Here is a 26,807-nt window from a genome sequence, read left to right as displayed (position 1 = left end):
AGGACTCCGTCCCGCTGACGCGAAAGGACTCCGTCCCGCTGACGCGAAAGGACTCCGTCCCGCTGACGCGAAAGGACTCCGTCCCGCTGACGCGATCGGCCAGAACAGCGGCAAAGGCCGGCAGCATCAATAAAAAAGGCCAGTAGTTGAACATCCCCGGCAGGCTCAGTCGCCAATCCTCCCCCCAAAAGGCCACTCCCACCGCAGCCAGGCTCAGGAGAGCCGCCAGTCCAAACAAGGGATCCCGCAGGATCGCCCCACCATAGCGGGTATAACCCTGGATCGTCCCCACCAAAGCCAAGAGTAAGCTGGGGGCCAGATTCACCGGGATCAGCGCCGCTGCTGCCAGCAGCCAGCCCCTCGGCTGAGAGGGCAAGGGATCCGGCGACAGTTGTTGAGACGAAACCGGTGCCGAAGAAGACATCACTCATCCTCAAGGGGGATCCCTGGCCTTACCCGCCCCTGGCCGAAGTAGCGCCCAAATTGCAGCTCGTACACCTCATCCTCATCCTGGGTTTCTACCCACAGCTCCGAGCGGGCATAGCCCACGCACAGCAGCCCATACCCCTGCTCCTTCATCTCCCGCGAGATGCCCATTGCCTCCGGCTGATACAGGGATCCCCGCCGTACCCGCACCGCACAGGTGGTACAGGCGCCATTGCGACAGGCATAGGGCAGTTGGATCCCTTGGGCCTCGGCGCTGGCCAAAATGTATTGATCCGCCGGCACCTGGATCAGATAGTGGGTGTCCCGTTGGCGGTCATGGATGTGAACCGGGTAAGAAGGGACAGAAGAGAAAGGACGCATCGAGAAGTGGCCTTTTTGCAGAGATCTTTATTCATGATTCCACAGGATTCTAGCCACTGCCCTGGCAAGCCCGAATTGGCTGGGGATCCCCAGGAGCTGAAGCCGATCTGTTGGTGGTTCTAAAGATAAACAAACAGACTTCGAGTTGGTTGTTGAGATAAGCTACAGGTAGGCCTCCCAAGGAGAGCATCCCATGCTGGAAACCCCCAATGCCAATCTGGCTTCACTGGAAAAACCTTCGCCTTCCCTCTCTGCCGAAACCCTCAACAAGCTGATCGAGAGCAATGCTGAAAGTCGGCCTTGGGGCAGCTTTACAGTGCTGGAAGAGGGCCCTGGCTACAAAATCAAGCGGATCGTGGTGCTGCCCAAGCATCGCCTCAGCCTGCAGTTGCACTACCATCGCAGCGAACACTGGATCGTCGTTGCCGGCACCGCCAAGGTCACCTGCGGAGATGAAGAAAAGCTCATCACGGCCAACCAATCCACCTACGTGCCCCCTTGCACCAAGCATCGCCTGGAGAACCCTGGCGTCATCCCTCTGGTGATTATCGAGGTGCAAAACGGCCAGTACTTGGGCGAAGACGACATTGTCCGCTTCAGCGACGACTACGCCCGGGTTAACGGTGGGCAAAAGTAGCCAATCCCAATGGCCTAGGCGAGCTCTTCGCTGCTGAGGATCGCGATCCTCTAGAACAGCATCACCAGCAGGGCAACCACTAACAACAGCACAGCCCACATAGCCTGCCAGAAGGGATGGTAGCTGGTGATGAGCTGGCCATGGCGGCTTTGAAAGCGGGCCAGATCCAGGTAAGGGGCCACCCCCCGTCGGAACCACCCCACTGCGGATCCCTCTTGGCCGATCAACCCCCCTGCCTGGTACGCCCCGAACAGGAAGTTGCCCAGCGGCCCAAAGCGGGAAGCATAGCGTAGGAAGATCATGCCGGTCTTATCCTGGAACTTGAGATCGGAGCCAAAGCGATAGCCCGGATCCCCTCGCCCAATCACCCGCCCTTCCAACTGCATCGGCAACCCGCGCAAGGGGCTGGCGTAGGGATTGCTCATCGCCTTCAACACGGTCAACGCTGGCGGGTTTTCCAGACTGGGGTACATCACCGTCATCTTCAGCAGCAGGCCCAAGCCCACCCCCATCAGGGTCAGCCCGGCAAGGATGTCATAGAAGCCCATCCGCAAAGCCGGGATCCCGAGCAGTGCCCCCACAATCGCCCCCAGCCACTCGGCGTTCAACAGCAGTATATCCAGCAGAAAGTTCCCGTAGAGCTGTTGCCGGTTGAGCTGCTTGCCCTGGGCAACCACGCTGGCCATATCGAACTCCACCGGCAGATCCAGTTGCTCCGCATAGGTGCCCAGCGCCCGCACCCGTTTGCCCGTGAGGGGATGGGTGGAGTTCAGCTCCATCCACCAGGCCCAAGGGTTAAACAGATCCCACAAAAATACCCTGCCCACCTGGCCGGGATCCGAGGCAACCCGGTAGGCCGTCCCCGCCGTGACAGCCGCCTTGGCATCGTAGATCCCCAAAGCCCGCGTTCCTTCCAGTAGGCGAGCACTGCGCTGTCGGGTTTCCTCATCCCGCTCCCGCTCTCCCTCTTGCACAATGCCGTAGGCAATTTTCACCAAAGCCCGCGAGAGCCCATTGGGGTTGCCGGTGGTTTCGGCAGCAAAGTGGTCGGCAAAGTACTCCCGCACCCGCGACAGATACAGCAACAAGTAGGAGCCGGCCACATAGAAAAAGTAGGCGACCAAGGCCAGGGAGCGGAGGCTGCCCCTTTTGCCGTTGTCGCGCGCATCCCGCATGTAGACGTAGAGAAGGTAGAGAATCTGCACCAGCGTGGAAGCCAGGGTCATGACGGCGAAATCCCAGTGGATCACATGCCCCAGCTCGTGGGCATAGACCGTAGCCACCTCTTCATCTTCCAAGTAGGTGAACAACCCTTCGCTGACAACAATGCGGGCCGTGTCCGGCAGGCTGCCATAGGTGAAGGCGGTGGGGTTTTGGTCGCGGATCAGCCCCAGCTTCGGCTGCTTCAGCTTGTACTGTCGGCAGACCCGTTCAATGACCTCCGCACTCTCTGGGCTGCGACGCCCAATTTCCGCCAAGCTCACCCACTCGGTGCCATAGAGGCTGTGCTGGATCCAGTCCATCAGCCAAGGGGACAAAAAGAAGATCAGGGCATTGAAGGCGAGGGTGAGCAGAATGGCGAAGATGAAAGAGCCCAGAGAGAATCCCCCCTCTAAGCTGCCCAAGACGGTCAGGAAAAGCACAAACACCATACCGAACAGCAGGCTCAGGGTCACACCTGAGGCCGCCGTCAGGTTGCCGGCAAAGCTGGCCAAAATCAGCGAAACCCCCACCTGAGGCGCGCGGTAGCTGCGCTTGGTTTGCCCAATTTTGAGACCTGAGGTGGCGGGATCCAATTCCGCTACGGTGCGGCTGGGGTTGAAGCAATAGCGGCTCAGCCAAACGCTCAGTAGACGCAGCTCGTGGGGATTCAGGCTTTTCAGAGGCTCCAGCCACAAGGCCGCTTCCACCGATAACATCACCGTCGAGACGGCGCTGGGATTGCGAAACAAGGTGGGCAGGAGGGGCAGAACCTCCTGTTTTTGCCCAGAAGTGAGGCTGTGAAAACCCAAAACCGCCTGGCGGAGCAAACCAGGCGGCTGAGGAAGGTCGGCAGTAAGCAACTGGCGATCGCTGACAAAGCAGTGGCGGCTTAGATCCAGACTCTCTGAGAACTCCATCCCGGGATCCCATCTGGTCGTTGTCGGCTCCGGATCCAGCCTCACCTGAGTTTTCCAGTCGGCAGCCTGCTGGCCCATGGGGCGGCTGTAGAGGGCCAACCGTTTGACTTGGGGGTAGCGAGTGGGAATCGCCTTCTGGAACCAGGCCGTCAACTCCTCATAGTTGAGAGCAAGGCCGGCAGGGCGGTTGATCATAATGACGAGGGCATAAGCCTTGGGACTCTCCTGGAGCGGTTGGGCTTTGGCCTGTAACCTAAGGCGGGGATTGGCCAGCGCCTGCTCCAGCCACTGCACCACTTCCTGTTCGTTCATGGCCCTCTCCCGGATCTAGTGGGGTGAAGAAGATCAACTATTCATCAACCATTCAACTGTTGCCTCGGTTGCCGACTGCCGATTGGCCTCACGGGAGCTATTCTGGCATTTCCTCCCGTTGACGGGATCCCCATCCTCCTACCAGCCCAGTACAGTTCCCCTGCTGGGAAAGCATGAGAACCTGAGCTTTGGGAATTTTTGGCTACAAAATCGAGCGCTGCCCTTCTGGGCTGATACCAATAATGGTGAGCTGGCAATCCAACACTTTGAAGCCGTACTTTTCTGCCACCTTCTGGGTGATGTTAAGAATGGCGTTGTTTTTGAACTCGATCACCTTGTTGGTCTTGACGCACACCAGATGGTGGTGGTGGTGGGGGGCCGGCTGGTTGATCTCGTAATGTTTGTGCCCTTCGGTCAGTTCCAGTTCTCGCAAAATGCCCATGCGGGACATCAGCTTGACGGTGCGGTAAATGGTGGAAAGGCTAATGTTGTGGCCTTCTTCCCGCAACTTTTTGTGCAACTCCTCCGCGCTCAGATGCGTGCCCTCAGGCAAGTTTTGAAACGTTTGCAGGATGATCTCCCGCTGCCGAGTGGCTCGCCAGCCTTTGGCATTGAGCTCTGCCTTGAACGCCTCTTCGGTGTAGACCATGATGCCGCCCCTCCGCTGTTGGGCAACGTCGCCGTAACAGTCAATAAGTTCTGTAATTGATAATAACTTCATTTATGACGACACCACCCGACTTGGTTGCTGAAGACATCGTTCAGGCTCAGTTCAGGCCCAATAGAACAGGGACGCAACTGAGGCGCATGGGCTGCCGGGAGAGCCTCGGGAAGGGTGCGGGAAACCCAATCCCTCATCCATCCGGGATGAGCTAGCCTACAGAGCAGAGCCATGTGGCGGACTGTTTCTGGTGTTCGGGCGCGCCTAGGCTAACATACTCAAGAAAAGGCCCGCGGCATCCTGACAGCGTTGGCAAGCGTAGTGATCGGGGAAGGAAAACGAAAATGCGGTTTGAGCAGCCCAAAACCTATTCCATTTCTCTGGGTGGCTGGGGGTTCTGGCTGGGATCCCTGGCGTTGGCAGCTTTGCTGACCAGTGTCGGGCTGGGGTGGCTGGTCGCCGGATTGGTGGCTCTGTTGCTGTTTTTGCTGTCCTTGCCGGTATTGGTGCTCCTGGCCTTTCGCTGGTGGGCGCGCCGCTGGATTACCACCGATCGCTGCCCGGTGTGTGGGTCGGAATCGCAAGCCGTCGAGGGCAGCCGTTTCTTTTGCCCCAATTGTGGAGAGCCGCTGTTTGTTGCAGACGGACGTTTTTATCGGCAAACGCCCCCCGGCACCATCGATGTAGAGCCTGTGGAAGAGGGTGGCTGGGAATTGACGAGCTGATGCCCCCTCGGTTGCTGGGATGTTTAGAGGGTGTTTTCCGTGAAAAGTGCTATGCCTGCGGCACCCCATGGTGCTACACAACACTGTTGCTCCGCAACGCTGACGCCACGGCACGAACGACATCTGTGGGGCTGGCCCGGTAGGCGGCTGGTTTCGAGCTGGGTTGGGCTGCTCTCGGCGGCCACTCTGTTGCTGAGTTTGTCTCCCACTTCTCAGGCGACGGAGCAGGGATCCCTGCAACCTCAGGTGGAAACCTATCTGGCTCAGTTGGCCGGTCGGGGGTTTTCGCCCACAGCTCAGGGGGTTTGGCTGCAGATGGAGGATCCTTCGACTCAGCGGGACAGAATCCTTGTTTTGGGACAGCATCAGGGATCCACACCCTTGCCGGCTGCTTCTTTGACCAAGGTGGCAACGACCCTGGCCGCTTTGCAGCACTTTGGCCCGCAGCACCGCTTTGTTACCACCTGGCTGGCCACTGGCCCCTTAACTGCTGAGGGAGTTCTACAGGGGGATCTCTGGGTTCTGGGGGAGGAGGATCCCTTGTTCGTCTGGGAGGAAGCCTTCTCCGTCGGCAACCTGCTCAATGCTCATGGGATCCGCCAGGTGCGCGGGGATCTGGTGGTGGTGGGCCGCTTTTACATGAACTTTTCCCGGGATGTGGCGCAATCGGGATCCCTGTTGCGGCAGGGGCTGGATGCGCGGCGCTGGCCGCCAGAGGCGGAGGCCCAATTTCAAACCTTACCCCCCGGCACACCCAGACCGCAGGTGGAGATCTTGGGCTCGGTACGGGTTGCCCAGCAGATCCCGCCTGCCGCCCAGGTTTTGCTCAGACATGAATCGCCCCCCCTCATTCACCTGGTCAAGCTGATGAACCTCTACAGCAACAACTCCATGGCCGAGATGTTGGCCGATGCGGTGGGGGGAGCAGACCAAGTGGCCCAAATCGCCCGGGCCATCGCCGGGATCCCGGCAGAAGAGCTGCAACTGATCAACGGCTCCGGGTTGGGGGTGGAAAACCGCATTTCGCCGCGGGCCAATGTAGCTTTGCTTCGAGCGATCCAATCTCTTCTGGAGGAGCAGGGGCTCTCTCTTGCCGATGCTTTTGCCGTCGTCGGCCAGGATGTGGGGGTGTTGGAACGGCGGCTGTTACCGGGGATCTTGATCGCCAAGTCGGGCACCTTGAGGAGCGTCAGCACCTTGGCGGGTGTATTGCCAACCGAGCAGGGGGACATCTGGTTTGCCCTGATGAATGGCGGATCCGATCTGGTCGGCTTTCGCACCCAGCAGGGACAATTCCTCAGCCAGCTCCAGTCCCAATGGGGATCCCCCACCACCTTGCCTGAGCGTTGGATCCCTCGCTCTGGGGATACGGGATCCCGCACAGAGCTGAACCCGCGTCTTTGAAACTGTGCCCAACCGGTTCTCTCTCAGCCCAGAGTGACCTCGGTCGCGTTAGCGGAACGCAGTCCTATGTCCGCCCTCCCAGTTTGGGAATTGAGATCGACTTGGCCCGCTGTCAACAGCCCTCAACCCAGAAACCTCGTCCGGCAATTCCTGATGGGGCGTACAGGGATCGAACCTGTGTAAGGCAAATTATGAGTTTGCTGCCTAAACCGCTCGGCCAACGCCCCTGATTCTTTTACTCTAGCGTTTACTCTAGCGCCCTTGTCTCCTCCAGAAGCGGCTGAAAACAGGATAAGCTGCATGTCGGTGGTTAGGATCTGACGCCATGGCTGCGCCGCGTTCTTGGCAGGGGCAAATGGCCCTGGGCTTGGGGTTGATTGCCTTGTCCTCGGCTCTCTGTTTTGGCTTCTTGGCCGTTGGGCAGCACTATCTCTACGGGGATGGATCCGCTGTGGATTTCCAGCCTGCCGGGGAGAGTTTGGCCTTGGCTTCCGCCCCCGAGATTGGACTTCCGACGACACCGCCCCTCCCTAACCCCCCCTCTTCCGACGGCAATCTCCCAGAGGGATCCCCGCTGCAGCTCTGGCTTGTTACTTTTTTAACCGTGTTTGTGGCGGAAATGGGCGACAAAACCCAGTTGGCAACCTTGCTCATGAGTGCCCAATCCCAATCTCCTTGGGCGATCTTTTTCGGTTCCGCCAGTGCCTTGGTGACCGCCAGTTTTTTCAGCGTGGTGCTGGGAGAAGGTCTGGGCCAAGTCATTCCCCCGGGCTGGCTACAATGGTTGGCGGGTGCAGGGTTCCTGGTGATCGGGGGCTATGTATTATGGCAGGAGTGGCGGGGGAACAAGCTCCCAGAGGGCTAGCCTCCCTGAGCAGCCGATGCCAACCCGGCAGGACAGAGTGAAGAACAACCGAGGAACGTGTTGATCCAAGACAACGACAGCCGAACCCCGTCTTTTTTGCTGCGGCAAATGGCCGGACGGGCCGCCCTAGTGAGCTTTGGCTCGATTCTGCTGGCCGAAATGGGCGATAAAACCCAATTGGCGACCCTGCTCCTCAGTGCCCGCTCGCAAAACGCTGGGGTAATCTTTTTGGGCGCTGCTGCTGCTTTGATCAGCACCAGCCTAATTGGGGTGTGGGCAGGAGCTTGGGTGGCCCGCCTGATCCCACCTCGCTGGATCAAAACCCTGGCAGGCGTGGGGTTTGTTGTGATGGGCCTAGTCTTGTTGTGGGGATCCCTGCCCATAGCCGGCTGAGCAGAGGGCTTCAGGATGGCTTCGGCAAAGCGTGATAGGATTAAGAGCGCCTCACTTTGACACTTCAAACTGAGGACCTTCACTTGAGTCCGGACAACCGGTCAGGAAAACCAGCATGGCCAAAAAACGCAATCTGAAGCGGGAAAAAGCCGAGCGCAACCGCGAATATGCCAAACAGTTCCAAAAAAGTCGTGCTCGCAATGGCCGCCGCTTCCGTTCTGCCCCCCGCGACAACGAGGCCAGCGCTGGCGAAGAACAGCAGTAAGGTTGTTTTTGTCGAGATGCTCTGTCGGTCAATCCTGTGAGCGGAGCTAGTTCAACAAACCTGCTATCGTATGCAGGGGTGGGCCGGAGCGGATAAGCATGAAATATCGACGGATTCTACTGAAGTTGAGTGGTGAAGCCCTGATGGGGGAACGCCCCTACGGGATCGACCCCGAGGTCTTGAAGTCCATTGCCGGCGAAGTGGCCTCAGTGGTACGGGCCGGTGTGCAGGTGGCGATTGTGGTGGGAGGGGGTAACATCTGGCGCGGGCGCAAAGAGGCGGCTGCCCAAGGGATGGATCAGGCTTCTGCCGACTACGTAGGGATGCTGGCCACCGTCATCAACGCCTTAACCCTGCAGGATGCCATTGAGCGAGCCGGGATCCCCACCCGGGTGCAGACGGCCATCGCCATGCAGGAGGTGGCGGAGCCCTATATTCGTCGCCGCGCCATTCGTCACCTGGAAAAGGGGCGGGTGGTGATTTTTGGGGCAGGATCTGGCAACCCCTTCTTCACCACCGATACCACTGCGGCCTTGCGGGCGGCGGAGATCGATGCCGAGGTGATTTTCAAAGCCACCAAGGTGGACGGAGTTTACGATGCGGATCCCAAGACTCACCCTCAGGCCCGCCGCTACGATGTCCTCAGCTATCAGGATGTGCTGAACCGCGATCTGCGGGTTATGGACAGCACCGCCATCGCCCTCTGCAAGGAAAATCAATTGCCCATCGTGGTCTTTGACCTGACTACCCCTGGCAATATTTATCGAGTGGTGCAGGGAGAACCCATCGGCACTTGGATCGGACAGCGGACGGTCGAGAACAACGGGATCCCCAGCCCAGGAGAGTTGATCCCAAGTTAGGGGGGAAATCGGCCTTGAGAGTCCGGCGACGCCCTAGCCAGGATTGAGTCCGAAGGATAGCCTGGCTCAAGGGTGTGCTCAGGCCGTTTGGAGGGAAAGGCAATGACAGATCAGCTAGAAATTGCAGGAGCCCCGCACTGTACCCGTAGGGTCGGTGTCGGGAGGAATGCTATAACAATACTGCGGACACCAGAAACGGTTGTTTAAGGCACTGGTAACGGTCGATTGGGGGTGCTGTAAACCACCCCAGAGGCTCGTGGTTGGCTTGCTAACTGCAGGGCTACTAAAAGCCCGCTCCGTACCGCCTAGCGGTTGGTGTCGGGTAGTTTACGTTCAGCATTCGGCCCAAAAGGATCCCGTCTTGCCCAAATGCTCTGCTGCCCAAGGCGCTATACCCAGGTCACCCCATGTTGCTACGCAACGCTTACGCGAACGCTGGGGTCGGCGTCTTTTGCAGAGCTTGATTTTCCTGTTGGTTCTGGTCGGGGGATTGGGCTACTGGCAGTGGCAGACCTGGCTCCAGCCGGTGGGCGGCCCAGAACCGATCCAAGTAACAATCCAGCCGGGCAGCAGCAGCCGTCTGATCGGGCAAAAACTGCGCCAAGCAGGGGTGATTCGCTCAGCTCTGGCTTGGGAGCTGTGGAGCCGCACCTTCGGGCGCGACTGGGTGTTTCAGGCGGGCACCTACGCTTTGGATCCCAACCAGGACATGCTGGCCGTGGCCCAGCAACTGCGGCAGGGAAGGATCCTGCAAAGACGTCTGACCATCCCGGAGGGTTGGCGCATCGAGCAAATGGCAGAGGCTCTGGCCCAGCGCAACTGGCTGGCAGCCGATGCCTTCATTGCCGTGACCCGGGTGATTCCCCCCCTCGATTGGCTGCCCCCCCACTTGAGCTCTCTAGAAGGCTACCTGTTCCCAGACACCTATCTTTTCCCCATCGAACAGGTGGAGGGATCCCTGCCGGATCGGGAAAAGGCCCAGATGGTGGTCGACGCCATGCTGCAGCGATTTGTCGCGGTGGCCCTGCCCCTGTTTCGCCAGCACACCACTTCCCTGTCTCTGCACGAGTGGGTTACCCTGGCCAGCATTGTGGAGCGGGAGGCCGTGGTGCCGGAAGAACGCGCTTTGATTGCAGGTGTCTTTCTGAACCGGCTTAAGAAAGGGATCCCCCTGGGAGCCGATCCGACGGTGGAATATGCCTTGAATATCCGGCAAACCCCAGATCGCCGCCTCACCCTTGCGGAGGTGCGCACCCCCTCTCCCTACAACACCTACCTCAACCCGGGCTTGCCCCCTGGTCCCATCGCCAGTCCGGGCTTGGCCAGCTTAAAAGCCGTTTTGGAGCCTGAGCAGACCGACTATCTCTACTTCGTGGCCCGCTACGATGGCACTCACATTTTCAGCAAAACCCTAGCAGAGCACGAGGCAGCCCAATTGCAAATTATTCAAGAGCGTCGGCAAGCTGCCCAGGGATCCCACCATAGTCCTCAACCAAGTCCTTAGCCGAGGAGGGCTGACAGCAGTAGGCCGAAAACCTTACAGTAGTCAACATTGGCTACCTAAAGCTGGAAGAGGCTGGTGAGCGCCAAGCCAAAAGTTGCACGAAACTCATGGACGCTTTGCGGTGTGGCGGACATGTTACTGGGCTTCCAAACACAACTCATCCTCAACCACAAGCAAACAACTCTAGCAGCTCAACATGCTGGGGTAGCCCGCCACGCCTACAACTGGGGCCTAGAGGTCTGTCGGCAAGCCCTGGAGAACCAGCAAAAACTCCCCACCGCCATTGACCTGCACAAGCGCCTGGTAGCTGAAGTGAAGCAAGCGCATCCCTGGTACTACCAGGTCTCCAAATGCGCCCCTCAGCAGGCACTCCGCAACCTGGAGCAGGCCCCTAAGCGCTGGCGCAAGGGGCTAGGTCAGTTTCCCCGCTTCAAGCGCAAGGGGGTGCAGGACAGCTTTTACCTAGAAGGCAGCATCCGCATTTCTGGCAACCGCATCAAGGTGCCCATATTTGGTTGGCTGCGCTGTGCAGAGCTGCTTCCGGCGACCACACCCAAGAACGTGGTCATCAGCCTTCGCGCTGGGCGTTGGTACATCTCCTTCAAGTACGAAGCTCCAACACCCCAGGTGGAGAAGACCGGAGAGGTGGTGGGAGTGGACTTAGGTATCCATCACCTGGCCACCTGCTCCGGCGGGGAAGTATTTGCGAATCCCAAGCCCTACCGCAAGGCCAGGCAGCGGCTGGCTAGGCTGCAACGGCGGCTGAGCCGCAAGCAGAAGGGATCCACCAACCGCAAGAAGGCGGTGGTGCAGTTGGGCAAAGCTCACAAGCGGGTGGCAGACATCCGGCAAGACAGTCTGCACAAGCTGACGACTTACCTGGCCAAGAGATACCGGGTGGTGGTGGTAGAGGACTTGCAGGTAAAGAACCTGCTCCAGAACCGCAAGCTGGCGGGATCCCTGTCAGACTGTGGGTTCTACGAGTTGAGGACTCCGTCCCGCTATCGCGAACGGCGACAGCTAGAGTACAAGGCCCAGCTCTACGGCTGTCAGGTGGTGGTGGCGGATAGGTTTTATCCGTCCAGCCAACTGTGTTCACGGTGTGGTCACCGACAGAAGATGCCACTGCAGGAAAGGGTGTTTCGCTGTCCATGTTGTGGTCTGGAGCTAGACCGCGACTTAAATGCAGCCCTAAACCTGTTGCGGTGGTACAAAACTACCTCAAGCTCTGGGGGAAGTGACGCCTGTGGAGACTCCTCTGGCGGGGTGGTGGGGGTGAACTCTGCCGCTAGTCATGGGTCGCTGAAGCAGGAAGGAAGCAGAAGCGCGGCAGGCACTGAACACTCTGGCAGTGTTTGTTAGCGTTTCGTAGGTCTTTCGGAGCGGATGGTACACAAACCTTGGTTCAAGCTCCTGCAACCGGATCTGGTGGTGGCCGGCACTGTCTTAAAGTTGCGGGCAGAAGACCTGTGGGCCTGGCAGGTAAAAGGCATCATCTTTGACGTAGACGGTACACTGGTGCCGAGCCGACAGGTTGAGGTGGATCCCGCTGTGGCTGCTTGGCTGGAGCAGTTGCGTCCGCACTTTCAAATTTGGCTGGTGAGCAACAACCTCAATCGCAGCCGCATCCAACAAATCGGAGAAAGCCTGAACCTGCCCTACATTCACCGCGCTGGGAAACCCTCACGGCGGGCCTTGCGGCGGGCCGTAGCCCAGATGGGCTTGCCGGTAGAAGCAGTGGCTATGGTGGGAGACCGCCTGTTGACGGATATTTTGGCGGGCAATCGACTGGGGTTGGTAACCGTGCTGGTCAACTCCCTCTTGTCCGAAGCAGTCGAAAAGAACCCTGCTACCCTCTAGGGGCTGCGCTTTTGAGAGATTTGAGAGTTGGACAACTGTAATTGTTTCAAACTGAATTGAAAAGGTTTCCAAGCACTCCCCCTTTCCTTCGCAAAGAGAGAAGACCAAAAGACAATCCTGCTGCTCGGAAGGACTTAGTCACTTCAGTTTAGGGTGAGACGCCTGGGCAGCTGAGAAAAGCCCTGTGGCCCCATGCATGTTTCATGCATGTTTTAGGTGTGGGTACAGTGTCCCAGTTTGAATCGAAATGACCAACCACAGGTTGTCAGCGCTGACAACTGCTGACCGGATGGGTAGCACATCTAAAAATCAAGACAAAAATCGAGAGAGATTTTCCAGACCTGACCCATCTGCCCCAATTTTTTGTAGAGTGACGGCAGGTGAGCCGGATCCCGCGTTGAAGCCCAGTAGGCGGCGGTGTGAGGGCGGTGTGAGATCCAAAGGTCAAGCATGCGAACCATCCCTATTGTCAAGTCCGCCATGCAACGGCTAAAGTCCATGCTGCAAAAATCCCTGCGTTCTGCTCCGACTTCCCCCGGCTCCAGATCCTCGCTTGTATCCAATGGACGGAGCCTGATCAAGCTGGGCAGCTTTCTGGCCTTGCCTTTGATATTCTCGACATTGCCCGGTTGGGCTTTAACATTGGTGGCGCGTCCAGATCTGCGCGACCTCAAACGTGCAGCCGTGGTTCGGGTGGTCAACTACAACACCCTGGTTGTCCAGCTTGAAGGAGACTTGAATTTGCGGCTGGTGCAACTGATTGGGATCGATCCCTTGCCTGACCCGATCAACCCCAACTGGACAGAGTTGCGCGGACAAACCCCTTTGGCAGTTTACAATGCCGGCCAATATTTGCAGACTGCTCTGCTGGGACGTGAGGTGTTTTTGGAGTTGGATCCTGCCCTAGCCCCTACTCCCACCTTGCCTGCCTACGTTTGGCAAGCCAATACCCTCATCAACCAGGAAATGCTGTTTTTGGGGCATGGCCTGTTGTCGCCACAAACCGATGGCTTGAAGTACGGCCCCATTCTTACTGAAGCTGCCGATGCAGCCAAAAGACAAGGACGCGGCTATTGGACAACCTACGGCCCTCGCTAGAGACCAAGCCAAACCCAGAGCTGGAATTGCCGGCCTGTTTGTTGAGAATAATCTCAACAGCCATCTTCCGCCGGTCGGTGAGAGCATGACTCTAGTCAATAATAAGCTCAACTATACTGAAAATAATGTATGATATGTTCAGTACGGATTACTACCAGTTGATCTTTCTGTTTACTTTCGAGTCTGCCAACATGGTAGCCAAAGCAAAGCAGAAAATTGGTAGTAAGACGACACGGAAACTGCGCTTTGGGTATTCTACTCAAAGCTTTGCGGGATACCGCCATTCTGGTTGGAAACAAACAGAATGCTATCGCTGCATAGTTGAACAGTGATGTTCAGCAGTGTTCAGCGTAAATGTATCAGTTCCCTATGGCGGATGAGTTGCCGTTTACTCTAGATCAGCTCCTCATCGTGCGGGCAATTGCCCAGCAGGGTAGTTTTCGCCGTGCTGCCGATAGCCTGTTTGTCTCCCAGCCTGCCGTCAGCTTGCAAGTGCAGAACTTGGAGCGACAGTTGGGAGTGGTGTTGTTCGACCGCAGTGGGCGCAAGGTGGAGTTGACGGATGCCGGGAAAGTGCTGCTGCAGTACAGCGAGCGCATCCTCAAGCTGTGCCGTGAAACCATCGAGGCGCTGGCGGATTTGCAAGAAATGGAGCGGGGGCATCTGGTTCTGGGGGCCAGCCAAACGGTGGGCACCTATGTAATGCCTTCTTTGATCGCCCAATATCACCGCCGCTATCCACAAATTTCCGTACAGCTCTTGGTGCAATCCACGCGGCGAATTGCCCAGAAGTTGGTGGACGGCCAATTGGACGTGGCCATTGTTGGCGGGGAGATCCCCTTTGAGCTGCAGCGGCACTTGAAGGTGATGGCTCTGGCGGAAGATGAATATGTGTTGGTCGGTGCCCCCGGCTGTGCCATCGACTCTCCGGCGCTTGTGGATCTGCTGGCTTTGCCCTTCATCACCTTGGATCCCCAGTCTTCCACTCGGCAAACCATTGATCGGGTGCTGAACCGCCACGGCATTAACCCGGCCCAATTGAACGTGCGGCTGGAACTCAGCTCGATTGAAGCGATCAAAAATGCTGTCCAGGCGGGTTTGGGGGTGGCCTTTCTGTCCATGGTGGCAGTGGGATCCGATGTGGAACAGGGGCGGTTCCGGAAGCTGGCGGTGGAAGGGCTACAGATACGGCGTACCCTCTGGCTGGCTTTTAACCCGGAGCGCTATCAATCGCAGGCAGCCACCCGCTTCCTCCAAGGGCTGCTGACCCGCCAAGACTGGCTGAAAACTCCCCCGCCCCATTTGCAGTTGATCGGCTAAGTTGCGATGCGTTACGGCCTTTTCCGAGTTGATGGGATCCCAGGTAGATTCCGATGGATTGAGCAGGATCCCTGTTCAAAGAGATACGAGAGATATTTCCGTATAGGTGCATTCGCTGTAGCCAATGCTGCTCCGGAAGAAACTGCATCTGCTGAATCTGTCTGTGTCTACTGACCCCAAGCCGATGACCAGGCAAACGCTGTTGGAACGACTCCCCCTGGCCCAGCGCTTGGCGGAGTTACAGGCCCGCGTTCAAGAGATCCCGCTGCACAGGGTGAAATTGGAAGGGTTGAACATCGCAGGGGCAGAGTCCTGCTGGGCTGCCTATCGAGACTGGGGAAAAGGGATCCCACTGCTGTTTCTGCATGGCTTTATGGCCACTCATGCCAACTGGTGGCCGCTGATGCAAGGGTTGGGAGACGAATATCGCTGCATTGCCTTGGATTTACTGGGGTTCGGGCAGTCCGGCCAACCGGCCTTGCACTACGACATCGCTGCAGAAGTGGAGTTTGTGCGCGGATTTGTCCAAACGCTGGGCCTAGCTGCTCCGGTTTTGGTGGGCCATTCCTTTGGGGGATGGGTGGCAGCGGCCTATGCAGTACGGTATCCGCTGAGGGGATTGGTCTTGTTGGCTCCTGCCGGGATCCGCGACGACAGCTTTGTGAGACGCTACAACCATTTGCGGCCCTTGCTCTGGGAAAGCGCTTGGGTGGATTGGCTGTTGCGGGCGATCGCTCCGCTGGCCCGCTGGTGGCATTGGGAAGACAAGCTGGCCCAGCTCTTGTGGTTGCGGGGATCCCTGCGTCAGCAGCCGGTCGCTCGGCAATTTCTCCGACAACGTCTGCGCCCACAAGCTGCTGTCGATACGGTTGAACGTTATCTCAACTACATTCAGGCCCCCACCCTGGTGATCGCCGCCGAACAGGACGACACCATTCCCCTCTGGCACTGCCAAACCTATGCCGAAGGGATCCCTGGGGCTCAGCTCAAGATCCTGGCCGGGGCCGGCCACGCCATCCCTGCCTTGCATGGGGAACAGGTGCTGCCCCTAATTCGGGAATTTCTCGACACAGCCCTTTCCGCACAATGCGGGCTTTGAGCTGGGGCTGTAGCGTATGGCCGAGAGAGGAATGCCGCTTGCCAGATGGCGATGCCCGATAGGCGACGGAGCGCCGCCCAAGGGGAACGCCTGACCCTAACCAGCGGGCGGTTTCTGCTAGAAACCCATCAGACGAGCAACAGCGGACAGCTCAGGGACAACGCCGGTGTGGATAGGAGCGGATCCCTGGTGGCTGGCCGTGTCCGGATCCTTAAGGCCATTGCCCGTCAGCACGCACACCACCTGTGCTCCAGCAGGCACCTGCTCTCGCCATTTCAGCAATCCTGCCACCGAGGCCGCGCTGGCCGGCTCGCAAAAGATCCCTTCTTCGGATGCCAGGAGACGATAGGCTGCCAGAATCTCCTCGTCGGTGACGCTATCCACCTGACCGCCGCTCACCTGCACTGCCGCCTTGGCCTTCACCCAACTGGCAGGATTGCCGATGCGAATGGCCGTGGCCACCGTCTCTGGGTGTTCCACCACCCGGTTCAACACCATGGGGGCAGCACCGGCAGCCTCGAAGCCGTAGAGACGAGGGCGACGGGTAGCCTTGCCCTGCTGGCGGTACTGGCAAAACCCCATCCAATAAGCCGTGATGTTGCCCGCGTTGCCTACCGGAATACAGAGCCAATCGGGGGCATCCCCCAAAGCATCCACCACCTCGAAGGCGGCGGTTTTCTGCCCTTCCAAGCGGAAGCGGTTGACCGAGTTCACCAGGGCCACCGGGTAGGTTTCCGCCAGCTGCCGCACCATAGCCAGCGCTTGGTCGAAGTTGCCTTGAACGGCGATGATCTCCGCCCCGTACATCAGGGTTTGGGCCAGTTTGCCTTTGGCCACGTAGCCATCGGGGATCAGCACATAGGCCCGCAGACCTCCTTTGGCCGCAAAGGCAGCCGCCGCCGCCGAGGTGTTGCCGGTGCTGGCGCAGATCACGGCCTCTGCTCCGGCCTCTTTGGCCTTGGACACCGCCATCGTCATACCCCGATCCTTGAAACTACCGGTGGGGTTGAGGCCCTCCAACTTCAGGTAAACTTGACAGTCTCGCCCCAGCCGTTGGCTCAAAGCCGGGGAAGGCACCAGAGGCGTGTTGCCCTCATGTAGCGTGACCACAGGTGTGCTGGCGCTGACGGGGAGCCATTCCCGATAGTGCTGGATCAGGCCGGGCCAAAGCCCCACTTGCGCGCGGGATCCGGCTATACGAGGGGGATGGGTGGGATTCAGGGTCGCCATGCCGCAGAGGACACCGAGGCTAATCAAAGACCGGCTTTCTCACTGTAGCTGTTCGTGGAGGGGTTCGTATCCACCTCCCGCAGCGGCGGCAGAAACATCTTCCTGATCCCCTCTCTTCAGAAGCTGGGGAGCGGAGGAGCTGCAGGTCGCAAGGCCAGAGCCTGCACCAGAGAGCGCAACTTCAGACGAATCTCGGCCAGCTCTTGCTCTGGGTTGGAGTCAGCCACAATCCCGGCACCGGCATACAAGCGGGCCCAATTCCCCCGAATTAGGGCGGAGCGGATCCCCACCACAAACTCGCCATTGCCCTGTAAGTCTACCCAGCCCAAGGGAGCGGCATAGCTGGAGCGATCAAAGGGTTCCAACCGCTCTAGCCACTGCAGCGCCGCCTGTTGGGGATACCCTCCCACCGCTGCCGTCGGGTGGAGCTGGGCCAGCAGATCGAACAGATGTACATCGGCGGGGAGCTCCGCCTCGATCAAGGTTTGCAGATGCTGGATGTTGGCTAGACGGAGCAGCCGCGGTTGCGGGGAAATGCAGGGATCCATTCCCAACCGACTCAGAGCCTCCCGGATCGAGCGCACCACCCACTGGTGTTCGCGGCGGTCTTTGGGGCTGCGGAGCAGCTCCTCGGCCAACTGGCGATCCTGGACAGGGGTGGCGCCGCGGGCGGCGGAGCCGGCTAAGGCATCGATCTGCACCCGGCCTTGCCACACGGAAAGCAAGCGCTCCGGAGTGGCCCCCAAGAAAACCTGGGGAAAGGCCCCCTCTTGGACCAGGGGGAGAGGCCTGGCCGGCAAATTCCCCCGAGCATCTGCCTCCAAGGACTTCGGCCCGCTGACGCCAGCGGCAAAGGCAAAGATGCTGCAATCGGGATGATCTGTTTCCAGGTAGGCCAGCAGGGACGGGATTGACGGCGGGACAGGCAAGTGCAGATCCACGGCTTCGGCCAGCACCACTTTCTCCAGGGATCCCGCCTGAATCACCTGCAGGGCTTTTTGGATGCGCCCCAAGAGGGCAGCTTCCTCCACCTCCACCGGCACGGGAGCTTGCAATTCCCACAAGGGCAAGGGGGATCGAGAAAGGCGCTCCATTTGGGCAAAAAAGGCGGTGATCTGCCCGGCCAAAGCCGCTAGGTCGCTCTCGGGGTCGATTTCCAGATTGAGCCGCGCCACCGCCAGAGATCTCCAGGAGCCTGGTACCTGCAACAGTTGCCAGCGCGGCAGAACCAGCGCCGCCCCCCCTTTGCTCCTGGGGCTGAAACTGAGGCGACAGAAACACAGAGGGCGTTCCTGCCGGCTGCCTGGGGATCCCCCCACCTCAGAGGGCTCCATTCTGCCGACGCAAGCGGTATGGACATGGGGCTGCAGCTCTTCCACAAAAATCCGCGCCGCCCGCAAGCCCCCTTCTCCCGCGAGATCAACCTGCCGCAGGGATCCCCACCCCAGCACCCGCACCCTTTCCCCGCGGGCCTTGTGGGAGAAATAACAGTAGCTCGGGAATCGGTTCGTGGGGAGAGAACCCAGCCTCTGGGCCAGCACCGCCAGCGGATCCAGCTCTGGGATGGGCTGGGACAAGCTGAGGATTTGGGGCACGCCCCGCGCCCGCGCCATCTGTTGGCAGGCGGTTAGGAAGGGATCCCAGTGGCGCCGATCCCTCGCCTCGTCCGTCCAGGTAGAAGTGCGAGTCGGCGGCCATGCTCTCGGCCACTCCAGGCACTCAAGCGTACCGTGGGCATTCCAAGGGGAAAGAGAAGAGGTCATGCGCAAGAAAAAGAAGACGATCCCACCTTGGCCGAAAACAGGACACCCGTCGATGGAGACCGGCAGAAGATGACTTTAGGATAAGAGATTAGGAGAAGGGCCGGCAGCCTGAGCTTCTGGGGGCCAGATCTGAGGAGCTTCTTCACGGACTGCAAAGTTTCTTAGCATCCTGGGGGATGCTTTCTCAGGCGCTCTACCCTACAGAGCAGATGGTTGTAGACAGATCCAGAGACAGGCCCCAGAGCAGGCTTGCTTCCCAAGGAGAACTCCCATGAATCCAGATGTCGGCCAAGTGCAGCCAGCAGCAGAGGTCGCATGGAGTGACCCCTCCCGCCGGCGATTGTGGATGGCTGCCCTCAAGCCCCCCATGTACAGTGTGGCGATCATGCCCATCTGGGTGGGATCCGCCATTGCCTATGCCCAGTCAGGGGTGCTGGACTTGGGGGTTTTGGGGGTGTTTTGGGGAGCCGCCATCTGCATCTTGGCCTGGGTCAACCTCAGCAACGACGTGTTCGATGCCCAGACAGGGGTGGACAAAAACAAACTCCACTCGCTGGTCAACCTGACGGGCAAGCCGGGGCAGGTGTTTTGGGTGGGGAATGCCTTTTTGGCCCTGGGTCTGCTGGGGATCCTGTGGCTGAGCTGGCGGCAATGGGATCCGACGGTGCTGCTGTTGGTGCTGGTGGCCTGTGGGCTGGGCTATGCCTACCAAGGGCCGCCCCTGCGCCTGGGCTACCAGGGCCTGGGGGAGATCCTCTGCTTTTTCAGCTTTGGGCCGCTGGCGGTCTCGGCTGCCCACTACAGCCAAAGCCAGACCTGGTCGCTGCCGGGGTTGGCAGCCTCACTGGTGGTGGGGATGGCGACCAGCTTGATCTTGTTTTGTTCCCATTTCCATCAAGTGCAGGATGACTTAGCCTGTGGCAAGCGCTCGCCGGTGGCCCGTCTGGGAACCTTGCGCTCGGCCCGCCTCATCCCCTGGCTCTGCGGCAGCCTTTTTGCCTTGATGCTGCTGTTTGTGGGGCTGGGGATCTTTCCGGCTTGGACACTGCTGAGTTTGGCGGGGATCCCGTTTGCAGTGCGGCTTTCCCGCCTGCTGGGTACCTATCACGATCAGCCGCAGCGGATTAGCCACTCCAAGTTCATCGCCGTCAGTCTCCATTTTTGGCTGGGGCTGTTTCTGGGGCTAGGGTTCATCCTCAGCCGCTATGGCTGAAGGCTGAAAAGTCGGCTTAAGGCTAGGTGTGCGCGGGATCCCTCCGGTGCAGCCGGCAAAATGGGATAAGCTACAGCCTAGAGTGCTAGCTCAGAGCGTTGGCTCCAAGGGGAGTGGTCAGTTCGGGTCGAGGTGAGGCGGCAGCAAGAATAGGATGGGGCGATTCTTCAATTCCAACCTGGGAGTGGCGCTGTTGGGGAGCAGCATCTTGGCTGCTTTGGTGGGCTGGGCCTTGTCGATCGACATCGAGGAAGTGAAGGTGGAGTCTCCTTCCCCCGATCAGCCCCTCTCGGTCAGCCGCAGGGTAGATATCTTGGGTCGTCGGGGAGGCCATCAGCGTTGGCGGTTGATTGCCGAGCAGGTGGATCTGGCAGCCGGGCAACAGGTATTTGAACAGGGGGCACACGGCTACTTCTACGGAGAAAGCGCCGACCGGCAAAAAGGGGTGCCGGATCCCTTTTTTGATAGCAGCGAGCAGATGACTTGGCGGGCCAAGCGAGCCCGCTACAATGCCACCGCCGATGAGCTGTATTTGGATGAGGAGGTGGAGGTGAGGAGCGGCGACGGCAGCCTGCTCTTGACCAGCGCCTTGAGAGTCACCCCTGAAGAGCGCATCGAGGTGCCGGCGGAGTTCACCCTCAAAGGCCGGGAAATGGTGCTGCAGGGCCGCTCCGGTTCGTTTAACTTTCAGTTTGCCCTTCTCAGGGCCGAGCAGGGCAAGCTGATAGTGTTGCCCCCAAACGGCTCGGCACCCACCTCCACCACCATCACCGCCGACCAGATCACCTACGACCGCACCAACCAGGTGGCCGAGGGGAAAGGGAACCTGCGCATTCGCGAACGTGGCATCGAAATTCGCGCTCCCCAGGGCACCTACCTGCGGCAACAGGCCCAAAGCATTCTCTCTGGCGGCGTGGTGTTACAGGAGGTGGCCGGCGACAGCAGCCGGGATCCCTTATTGGCCGATCTGCGCTTGGCCCAGGCCTCTCCCGGCCCGGAGGCGACCCCAGACCAACAGGATCAAGAAGTCACCATCATTGCCGACCGCCTCACGTACGACCGCAACACACAAATTGCCCAAGGGGAAGGCAACCTGGAGATCCGCCAGGGGGAAACCATCATCCAGGCGGCCCAGGGCACCTACCGCCGCCGCGAATCCCAAAGTCTGTTGACGGGAGGAGTTACCCTGGAAGAGCCCGGACGGGTGCTCACCTCCGCCCGCCTGGAGGGCAACCACCGCGACAAGATCTTCTTCTTTGAAGAGAACGTCCTCTACCGGCAGATGGCTGCCTCTACCCCCACGCCCAGCGAGGGATCCCTGACGGAAGAACTGCGCCAAGCCGAAACCGAAGTGCGGGCTGCCCGCCTGGTTTACAACTCCCGCACCGGCACTTCCGAGTTTAGCGATGCCGTCGAGTTTATCCAGCGGGGACGTAGGGCCAAGGCCAACCAGGCCACCATCACCCCTGAGAAAGTGGAGCTGCGGGGAGAGGTGGTGATCGAGCAGATCGAGGGGGAGTGGCTGGCGCGGCGGCTACAAAACCCGGAGACCCAGGCCGATGTGGATCAGCCGACGGTGATCTACGCCGACCGGGTGGAGATCGACCAAGCCAGCGGCGATGCCCGCTTCTTTGGCAATGTGGTTATTGTGCAGGCCAACCGCGCCATCGAAGGGGATCGCGCCGATTACTTTGACCGAGAACAAATTTTCAAAATCAGCGCCGAACAGGCTCCTGTGGTGCTCTGCGATCGGGGAGAGGTCGGCCGCCTTCCCGGGGAGAGCACCCAAGCTCTGCCGGGCCGCAACGCGCTGGATCAGATGTGCCGGGGCGCCAATCGCCTCAGTGGCAAGCTGGTTACCCTGAACATAAAACAAGATGAATACACCGTCGAAGGGGACGGGCAACAGCAGGGCATGTTTCAGTTTCGCATCACCGACGCCCTCTGATGGGATCCCCCCTCGGGGAGCCATCTGTGGTTTTTGATCGTCCAGGTTTGGCTGAGGTTGTGATCCGAGGTGATGTCATGACGGCTCCACTCGCCGAGGGCAAACTGCGCAGAACCCCTGCTCAAGCGGGCAGCTTTTGGGGATCCCTGAGATTGGGAGCTGCCTTTTTGGAGTTTTATCTCTTCAAAGAGATGATCCGCCCCTTCTTTCTGGGGGTGGCCGGGGGCACGGTGATGATGCTGGGCAACCAGCTGTTTATCTACACCGATCTGCTGGTGAAAAAGGGCGCCCCTCCCCTGACCATTTTGCACATTCTCCTCCTCAATTTGCCCGCCATTTTGGTGGTCACCTTTCCCATTGCCGGCCTCTTTGCCACCTTGCTCACCCTGGGCAAAATGGGAGCCGACAGCGAGATCACCGCCCTGCGTGCTGCTGGGATCCCCTATCGCAAAGTGTTTATCCCCGTGCTCTGTATTGGCCTGCTGATCAGCGGCTTGGCGCTGTTGACCAATGAAGTGATTGTGCCGGAAACCAACCAAAAGGTGAAAATCCTGAACAAGAACCTCATCTTGGCTCAAGATGCTCTTTTGTTTAATCCAGAAGAGATCGTGCGGGTGGATGATGATCTCTGGTTTCATGTCGGATCGATTGACCCGAAGACCGGCTTGATGCAGGATTTGTTGATCCTGGATCGCAAAGCTGAGACCGGCCACCTGCGCTATCCGCAGGTGATCTCCGCTCAAACCGCGCAGCAGGTGGGCCAATCGTGGCAACTGCGAGATGTGGTGATCCGCCGTTATGACGAGCAGGGGCGCACCTACTATGAAGGCCAGGTGGAAGAAATGCAGCTCAACATCGTCAACAAACTGGTGGGCCTGGTGTACGCGGAAAAAGTGCCCCAAGAGCAACGGGCGGGGGAGCTGTGGGAGCAGTGCCAGCGATATCGAGCGGAGCAACGCCCTTCTGCCGATGTGGCCCGCTGCCTGACGGAATACCACCTCAAGTTCGCCATTCCTTTGGCCAGCTTTTTCGCCATCTTGGTGGCTGCCCCCTTGGGCCTGCAAACGGTGCGGCAAACGGGGCGCTACGGCGGCGTGGCGCTAGCGATTGTTCTGGTGTTTATTTACTATGTACTGATGAGCCTGGGACGAGCGATGGGTCGAGTGGAGCATATCGATCCCTGGCTGGCTGCCTGGTTGCCGAATATGATTTTCGGTGGGGTGGGCTTCTCTTTACTGTGGCGGTTTTTACGGTGAAATCCTGCAACTTCCCCCCTGACTTCAGCCCTTGGGCAAAGTGGTTGGCCCTTTGCTGGGGCGGCTCCCTGTGGTTGGGGACGGGGGAGGCCGTCTTCGCCCAGTTGGACCCCCTGCCCACTGTTGGCGTCGGCGGGACGGAGTTCTCTCTGGAGGGCTACCAGCGCTTTCGGTCAGCGCAAACACTTGCTCAGCGCCTGCAACTGGCCCGCCGGGCTTCCAGCCCAGAACCGATGGCTGCCGCCGATGAGGAGCCCATCACCTTGGCCGAGGCGCAATCTTCTCTGCCTGCTACAGCCTTGACTGCGGCAACCCCACCCCCTACGGCCCCGGTTTCAGACTTTGGATCCCCTCCCCTTGCCAACTCTCCTGAAAAGCCCCTCACGCCAGAAGAACTGAACCGACAGCGGCTACAACGGCTGTTGGCCGAAGGGGCAGCAGCCCATGCTCGGCGACAGGCGCAGCAGGCCCAGGCAACACCTTCTCCCCAACCCCCTTCACCGGCGACGCCCACCGCGGCAGTTCCCAGCCTGAACTCCCTTCGGCTTTCCCAGCCCATGACTTCTCAGGCTGAAGCCCTGCAGGTGGAAGAGCAACCCTGGCTGCGCCCCACCAAGGACTCCGTCCCGCTAACGCGATCGGAATCCAATGGCGAAAACCGGGCTACGGCCCAACTGCAAGGTGGAGCCGGTTCAGAGGCAAGGTTAAATCGGATCCCAGCTTCCCCCAAGACCATTCCTCCCCTGATCTCCCAAGCCGGTGGGAGCTTGGATTTGGGCGGTGTCCTGTTGGCAGAGGCCACCCCTGGGTCGGGGCTGACGGGATCCCCTCCAAGGGGAACGGAAGCCTTTATCCCCACCGCTGGCTCACCCCTGGCTCCTCAACTGCTGGAGCGGTTCCCGCTCCTACAGGATCTGGGCACTGGTGCAGATGCCGTTTCAGCGGCAGAAAATCTTGGCACCGGCAGCCAGGGATCCCAGATTCGCCAGCAACTCTCGGCCACCGCGCAGCGGCAAATTCCCCTTGACCCGGATCAAATCAACGTGAGTGGGGATGTGCTCAGCTACATCGCCGAACAAGACCTGGGCATTGCCGAGGGGAACGCCTTGATCCAACTGGCTGACGGCACCCGCATCACCGGCGACCGGCTGCTGTTTTATCGGCGGGAGCGACGCCTGCGCAGCGAGGGCCCTTTTCGCATGGAGCAGCCCCCTGGCCCCCAAGGGCGGGGGATCCGGCAAATCGAAGGGCGAAATTTGGATCTGGATATCCCCGGTCGCACCGCCCAATTTGAGAGCTCGCTGGTCATTCTGCCGGGGGAGGAGCCGGGCACCAAGGTTTTTGTGCGCAGCCAAGAGACCACCGCCATTTTGGGGGATCAGATCTTTTTCGAGAAAGCCACCGTCACCACCTCGCCAGAGCCACCCATCACCCACTACGTGCAAGGGGATCGGGTGGAGGTGTTTCCCGATGACCGGGTGATCGTCTACGACGCCCGCGTGTTTGCCGGCGGCGAGCTGACAGAAGCAGGGGATCTGCGGGCGGGCCTTCAGATCGCCTATTTCCCCCTGTTCATCTACAGCCTGCGAGATCACCAATGGGTGCTGCCGGGGCGCAGCGAGACAGAGGGGGTGTTTGTCAAATCCAGTTGGGCCTACCGCTTCGACGAATACAACTTCGGCGGCCTGCGGCTGGATGCCATCCAGAAAAAAGGGGTGGGCATTGGTTTCTTGCATGACTACATCCTGCCCATCCCGGACAGCGTCAACTACGGGCGAGCCCAGTTTTACTTGGTTACCGAAGCCGACCAACAGCGCTTCTCCAGCCGTTTCCGCATCGACCACAACTTCGACTTTTACGCTGCCAACCTCTTTGGGCAGGAAGGCCAACTGCGGGGGCAGCTTAACCTCAACCTGGACAACACCTACCGTCCTGCCGGCGGGCGCAACGACAACGCCGATCTGCGTCTCAACGCCACCTTTCAGGGGGATCTCTCCACCACCACCCTCAACATCAGCCGCACCGGATCCCAGGAGCGGGGCATCTACAGCTTCCCCCTCACCCTCAGCCACACTCAGCGCTACGGGGGCGTGCACTGGCTGCAATCGGATCTCCGCTTGGACTACAACCAGCGGGTGAGCGTCAAAGATGGCCCCGACTTTGCCGATGCGCGGTTGACGCTGGGCACTCAACTGACCCCACCCGGCTGGGGAGGTACCTATCGCCTGGCCTACCGTGCCTACAGCAGTTCCAATGGCGACAACGAGCCGCGTCGCAACTTCGAGCTGGCCTTTAACCCCGACCTCATTCGCATCACGCCCGATATTGCTCTCAGCAGCGCCCTCACCCTGACTCAAGAGCAACAGCCGGATCAAGAGGTGGGGGCAGGTCTCCACTTTTTCAATCGCTACGAGCTGCGCTCCAGCCTCCAGTTCAACGATATTCAACCGGCTCCCTGGATCACCTTCATGCCGGGTTCTATCGATTACACCCAAGTTCTCTACTCCACTCCCGACCAGGAGTCTACTGTCAGCCTCAACCCTCGCCTCAGCCTCAGACCTGCCGACTGGAATACCATCGACCTGCGCTACAGCCGCACCTTCTACGGCAACAATTCTGTGCCCTTCCAAACCCTCTCTACCAGCCCTAAAGATGTGGATCGCATCAATGCCAACATCAGCTTCTTTACGCCCCGCGATCCCCTACCCGATGTGCCCCCAGGCTACATTGCCTTTGAAGATGACCTGCCCGGCGAGCTGCCGATAGCCCTGACCTTCCCCGACGATACCCCGGAGGATTTGCAGGCCATTGCCTCCCGCAACTTGCAGGAGCTGCAGGCAGAGGTGAGAAACTTGGTGCGCCTGGACACCAGCTTTGGCTACGACTTCGTTGCCCAGAAGTGGGACACCCTCAACGCCAACTTCACCTGGAACACCGCTCCCGATCTGTTCAACATTCAGTTGCAGACGGCCTACGACCTGAACCAGGGACAGCTCCAACCCGTTCGTCTGGAGTATCGGGGACGCAGCAGCACCACATTTAACCGGGATCAACGCTCCGGCCTGGATGTGTATGAGCCGGGGATCAGCTATGCGCTGCAGGCGGTTTACGATCCCCGGTTGGGCCAGATCTCTACCTATGGCCTGGAGCTGGATGCCACTCTCGGCACGCAGTGGCAAAACCACTGGCGGCTCCGCCTGGGCCTGACGGAAGCAGGGATCCGCCGGGTGGAAGTTCGCCGTGACCTGCGGGATTTTGAGCTGCGCTTTGCCTACGATCCGGTGGCAGAGTCACTGCGCTTGGAAGGGATCCTGGTGGCTTTCCCCAGTCGCCCGGTGGGCCTCACCCAAGAGCGGGGAGATTTTCAACTGACCTCTCCCATCACCTCCCCTATCGGCACCTTTCTGCTCCGCGACGCCGACGCGACCGGCTGGGATGGCCTCAGGCCCTGATCCCCGCTTCTCCAG

Annotated in this window: 22 protein-coding genes, 1 tRNA gene and 2 pseudogenes; 18 read left to right on the top strand and 7 right to left on the bottom strand. The window is 59.5% G+C overall.

Features of this window, described 5'->3' with window-relative positions; translation table 11 throughout:
* Positions 1–424, bottom strand: a pseudogene (locus ACVWY8_RS05000) (hypothetical protein); the annotation flags it as partial.
* The gene (locus ACVWY8_RS04995) at positions 424–807 is read right to left on the bottom strand and encodes a 2Fe-2S iron-sulfur cluster-binding protein (RefSeq protein WP_457392721.1); all 384 of its coding nucleotides are present in this window, start codon (positions 805–807) and stop codon (positions 424–426) included. The pseudogene ACVWY8_RS05000 and the gene ACVWY8_RS04995, both read right to left, overlap by 1 nt.
* Before the next feature lie 193 nt (positions 808–1,000).
* On the opposite strand from ACVWY8_RS04995, the gene ACVWY8_RS04990 reads away from it, so the two are divergent.
* The gene (locus ACVWY8_RS04990; RefSeq protein ID WP_414350977.1) at positions 1,001–1,444 is read left to right on the top strand and encodes a phosphomannose isomerase type II C-terminal cupin domain; all 444 of its coding nucleotides are present in this window, start codon (positions 1,001–1,003) and stop codon (positions 1,442–1,444) included.
* Positions 1,445–1,494: 50 nt separating this feature from the next.
* Here ACVWY8_RS04990 and ACVWY8_RS04985 read toward each other — a convergent pair whose 3' ends face one another.
* Together ACVWY8_RS04985 and ACVWY8_RS04980 are read right to left on the bottom strand one after the other, a co-directional pair.
* Positions 1,495–3,876 (bottom strand): M48 family metalloprotease, encoded by a 2,382-nt coding sequence (locus tag ACVWY8_RS04985; RefSeq protein ID WP_457392724.1) that lies wholly within the window; start codon positions 3,874–3,876, stop codon positions 1,495–1,497.
* A 202-nt stretch (positions 3,877–4,078) separates the two neighbouring features.
* On the bottom strand, positions 4,079–4,525 hold the full coding sequence (locus tag ACVWY8_RS04980; RefSeq protein ID WP_011433855.1) for a Fur family transcriptional regulator: 447 nt from the start codon (positions 4,523–4,525) through the stop codon (positions 4,079–4,081).
* A gap of 356 nt (positions 4,526–4,881) precedes the next feature.
* On the opposite strand from ACVWY8_RS04980, the gene ACVWY8_RS04975 reads away from it, so the two are divergent.
* Positions 4,882–5,262 (top strand): hypothetical protein, encoded by a 381-nt coding sequence (locus ACVWY8_RS04975; RefSeq protein ID WP_414357087.1) that lies wholly within the window; start codon positions 4,882–4,884, stop codon positions 5,260–5,262.
* A gap of 51 nt (positions 5,263–5,313) precedes the next feature.
* Entirely contained in the window at positions 5,314–6,666 is a 1,353-nt protein-coding gene (locus ACVWY8_RS04970) for a D-alanyl-D-alanine carboxypeptidase (protein ID WP_457392726.1), read from the top strand.
* 154 nt (positions 6,667–6,820) lie between these two features.
* On the opposite strand, the gene ACVWY8_RS04965 is transcribed toward ACVWY8_RS04970, so the two are convergent.
* Positions 6,821–6,893: transfer RNA gene (locus tag ACVWY8_RS04965), tRNA-Ile, on the bottom strand.
* 98 nt (positions 6,894–6,991) lie between these two features.
* On the opposite strand from ACVWY8_RS04965, the gene ACVWY8_RS04960 reads away from it, so the two are divergent.
* The 11 genes and pseudogenes from ACVWY8_RS04960 (at position 6,992) to ACVWY8_RS04910 (ending at position 15,930) form a co-directional block, all read left to right on the top strand.
* A complete protein-coding gene (locus ACVWY8_RS04960) occupies positions 6,992–7,531 on the top strand; it encodes a TMEM165/GDT1 family protein (protein ID WP_457392728.1) in 540 nt (179 codons plus the stop codon).
* Between the two features lie 57 nt (positions 7,532–7,588).
* Entirely contained in the window at positions 7,589–7,924 is a 336-nt protein-coding gene (locus tag ACVWY8_RS04955; protein WP_011433859.1) for a TMEM165/GDT1 family protein, read from the top strand.
* A gap of 115 nt (positions 7,925–8,039) precedes the next feature.
* Complete coding sequence (locus ACVWY8_RS04950; RefSeq protein ID WP_011433860.1) at positions 8,040–8,189, top strand: hypothetical protein; 150 nt, start codon at positions 8,040–8,042, stop codon at positions 8,187–8,189.
* 98 nt (positions 8,190–8,287) lie between these two features.
* Positions 8,288–9,049 (top strand): UMP kinase, encoded by a 762-nt coding sequence (gene pyrH, locus ACVWY8_RS04945; RefSeq protein ID WP_011433861.1) that lies wholly within the window; start codon positions 8,288–8,290, stop codon positions 9,047–9,049.
* 256 nt (positions 9,050–9,305) lie between these two features.
* Positions 9,306–10,553, top strand: coding sequence for an endolytic transglycosylase MltG (gene mltG / locus ACVWY8_RS04940; protein WP_457396863.1), 1,248 nt, complete (start codon positions 9,306–9,308; stop codon positions 10,551–10,553).
* A gap of 132 nt (positions 10,554–10,685) precedes the next feature.
* Positions 10,686–11,915, top strand: coding sequence for an RNA-guided endonuclease InsQ/TnpB family protein (locus tag ACVWY8_RS04935; protein ID WP_457392732.1), 1,230 nt, complete (start codon positions 10,686–10,688; stop codon positions 11,913–11,915).
* A gap of 24 nt (positions 11,916–11,939) precedes the next feature.
* Entirely contained in the window at positions 11,940–12,413 is a 474-nt protein-coding gene (locus ACVWY8_RS04930) for a YqeG family HAD IIIA-type phosphatase (RefSeq protein WP_414329713.1), read from the top strand.
* A gap of 450 nt (positions 12,414–12,863) precedes the next feature.
* Complete coding sequence (locus ACVWY8_RS04925) at positions 12,864–13,511, top strand: thermonuclease family protein (protein WP_457392735.1); 648 nt, start codon at positions 12,864–12,866, stop codon at positions 13,509–13,511.
* A 137-nt stretch (positions 13,512–13,648) separates the two neighbouring features.
* Positions 13,649–13,832, top strand: a pseudogene (locus ACVWY8_RS04920) (hypothetical protein); the annotation flags it as partial.
* A gap of 48 nt (positions 13,833–13,880) precedes the next feature.
* On the top strand, positions 13,881–14,831 hold the full coding sequence (locus ACVWY8_RS04915; protein ID WP_414383566.1) for a LysR substrate-binding domain-containing protein: 951 nt from the start codon (positions 13,881–13,883) through the stop codon (positions 14,829–14,831).
* Positions 14,832–15,015: 184 nt separating this feature from the next.
* Entirely contained in the window at positions 15,016–15,930 is a 915-nt protein-coding gene (locus ACVWY8_RS04910) for an alpha/beta fold hydrolase (RefSeq protein WP_414523187.1), read from the top strand.
* A 117-nt stretch (positions 15,931–16,047) separates the two neighbouring features.
* On the opposite strand, the gene thrC is transcribed toward ACVWY8_RS04910, so the two are convergent.
* A complete protein-coding gene (gene thrC, locus ACVWY8_RS04905; RefSeq protein ID WP_414407018.1) occupies positions 16,048–17,160 on the bottom strand; it encodes a threonine synthase in 1,113 nt (370 codons plus the stop codon).
* 116 nt (positions 17,161–17,276) lie between these two features.
* Complete coding sequence (locus ACVWY8_RS04900; RefSeq protein WP_457392738.1) at positions 17,277–18,923, bottom strand: isochorismate synthase; 1,647 nt, start codon at positions 18,921–18,923, stop codon at positions 17,277–17,279.
* 271 nt (positions 18,924–19,194) lie between these two features.
* On the opposite strand from ACVWY8_RS04900, the gene menA reads away from it, so the two are divergent.
* From menA to ACVWY8_RS04880, 4 genes are all read left to right on the top strand, one after another.
* Positions 19,195–20,136 carry a 2-carboxy-1,4-naphthoquinone phytyltransferase gene (gene menA / locus ACVWY8_RS04895; protein WP_457392741.1) on the top strand — a complete coding sequence of 314 codons (942 nt, stop codon included), beginning with the start codon at positions 19,195–19,197 and terminating at the stop codon, positions 20,134–20,136.
* Between the two features lie 154 nt (positions 20,137–20,290).
* A complete protein-coding gene (locus ACVWY8_RS04890) occupies positions 20,291–22,084 on the top strand; it encodes an LptA/OstA family protein (protein ID WP_457392744.1) in 1,794 nt (597 codons plus the stop codon).
* Between the two features lie 77 nt (positions 22,085–22,161).
* Complete coding sequence (locus tag ACVWY8_RS04885; RefSeq protein WP_414351333.1) at positions 22,162–23,340, top strand: LptF/LptG family permease; 1,179 nt, start codon at positions 22,162–22,164, stop codon at positions 23,338–23,340.
* Complete coding sequence (locus ACVWY8_RS04880) at positions 23,322–26,792, top strand: hypothetical protein (protein WP_457392747.1); 3,471 nt, start codon at positions 23,322–23,324, stop codon at positions 26,790–26,792. The genes ACVWY8_RS04885 and ACVWY8_RS04880 overlap by 19 nt, the downstream gene beginning before the upstream one ends.
* Positions 26,793–26,807: the final 15 nt, after the last annotated feature.

This window comes from Thermostichus sp. OS-CIW-32 (genome assembly GCF_054060415.1).
This window is presented reverse-complemented; position numbering and strand designations above follow the sequence as displayed.